1 pseudogene is annotated in these 301 nt (G+C 25.2%); it reads left to right on the top strand.

What is annotated here, in order from left to right:
* A pseudogene (locus tag QWI17_RS16610) lies at positions 1–301 on the top strand (hypothetical protein); the annotation flags it as partial.

The raw sequence follows: 301 nt of genomic DNA, 5'->3' as shown, positions 1-301 counted from the left end.
CGTTAAATTCTATCTCAAAATTCAAAGTTCGTGTTCTACCAAGTTTATTAGATTATGTAGAAAAATTTAATCAAATTCCGAAAGGAATTACATTTTCTTTGGCTTGTTTAATTCGTTTTTACAAAGGTGATTGGAACAATCAAAAATTACCTGTAAATGATGATGAAGCAATTATAAATGAGTTTAAAAACATTTGGAAAGAAAATGATTATCAACAAATAAGCAATTCTGTTTTGAAGAATATAAATTTTTGGGAACAAGATTTGACAAAAGTGAATCAATTAGAAAATGAAGTTGAAAA

Origin of the sequence: Gilvimarinus gilvus (assembly GCF_030518155.1) — a bacterium.
Classification (GTDB): Bacteria; Pseudomonadota; Gammaproteobacteria; order Pseudomonadales; family Cellvibrionaceae; genus Gilvimarinus; species Gilvimarinus gilvus.
The sequence above is the reverse complement of the archived record's forward strand: the minus strand, read 5'-3'. Positions and strand labels throughout refer to the sequence as shown.